This is a genomic window from Streptomyces sp. NPDC049915 (assembly GCF_040656475.1).
GTDB lineage: Bacteria > Actinomycetota > Actinomycetes > Streptomycetales > Streptomycetaceae > Streptomyces.
Window position 1 is genome coordinate 4,000 of the sequence record NZ_JBFAMH010000063.1, and the last position, 1,081, is coordinate 5,080.

Genomic DNA, 1,081 nt, shown 5'->3' on the forward strand with positions numbered 1-1,081 from the left:
CCCGCCCACACCCCCCCCCACCCCCCCCGTCTCTCCCCCCCCCCCCCCCCCCATTCCCCGGGGGGGGGCCCCCCCCGCCGGCCCCCCACCGCCCGGAGTTGTCTGGCGGCCACCGGGGTGCTGCTTCTCACCGGGGAGCTCGCATTCGTGGGCGCGGCGCTGGTCGACCGCCTGCCCCAGGGGCCCGCGCAGTGGGCCGCGACCGCGGCCACCGGCCTCGCCGCGCTGGCCCAGTCCGGCTTCCTGGGGCGCTACGGCGGCAGGCCCGGCGCGGACAGCCACCGCGTCGCGGCCTCCGAACCCTACGTCCCGCCCGCCCCGCATCCAGCTCTCGTGGAACTGTCCGAGAAGGCCCCGGAGGCCGCGGCCCGGCTGCGTGCAGGACGGCTGCGCACGACCCGTCGCCGCAACCGAGGACGCCGACGACGCCGTGGGCGCGGAACGGCCACCGCGCGAATCGACTAGTCAGGCCGCTGCTGAAGACCGGCTGCCGGGCCCCTAGCAATTGCTGATCAGCTGCGCGGCCGGAGCCGAGCTGAAGAGTCCCGGAGCAGGGTGCTTTCTCACGGTAGACGGCGCCTGGGATGCGGGCCGCGGAGCGCGTCAGCAGCTCAACCACCTGATCGTGGTCAGCATCGGAGCGGGCGTCCCAGACGAGCCGGTCCGGGCGTGTGGGGTGGCCGGTGACCCAAACAGGGTCGAGGTCGAAGCGGTACCACAGTGGCATGGAGCGCATGAGGAGTGCGCTGCGCAGCGGGGTGCTGGCGGTGTAAGAGGTCCTAACAGAAGCTGGAAGTCGGGCCGACCGCTTCGGCATCCCCCTGACAGCCCTGCGCATGGTCGTGACGGACCGCCACATCGGCTACGGAGGCCCCGGCGACGACATCTCCCACGACGCTCGCCTCGACGGCATCAGCGACGCACTTGGACAGGCTGAAGGCGTCATCGAAGCCGACGCACGCATTGCCTCCGGCGCCTCTCTTCAGCTTGTTCTTTATCTACCAAGATCTTCCGGGCTTGCCGATGGCCTTGAGGGTCTCTGGGCGTTTGACGGTTTTGCCGACGTCGTAGCGGGGTGCCC

The 1,081-nt window shown here is 72.0% G+C and carries 2 protein-coding genes; both read left to right on the top strand.

Annotated elements, in window-relative coordinates; all coding sequences use genetic code 11:
- The first annotated feature begins 147 nt into the window (after nt 1-147).
- Complete coding sequence (locus AB0J12_RS39335) at nt 148-465, top strand: hypothetical protein (protein WP_363269614.1); 318 nt, start codon at nt 148-150, stop codon at nt 463-465.
- A gap of 371 nt (nt 466-836) precedes the next feature.
- The coding region (locus AB0J12_RS39340) for a hypothetical protein (protein ID WP_363269615.1) at nt 837-1,081 on the top strand (245 nt) is incomplete at its 3' end.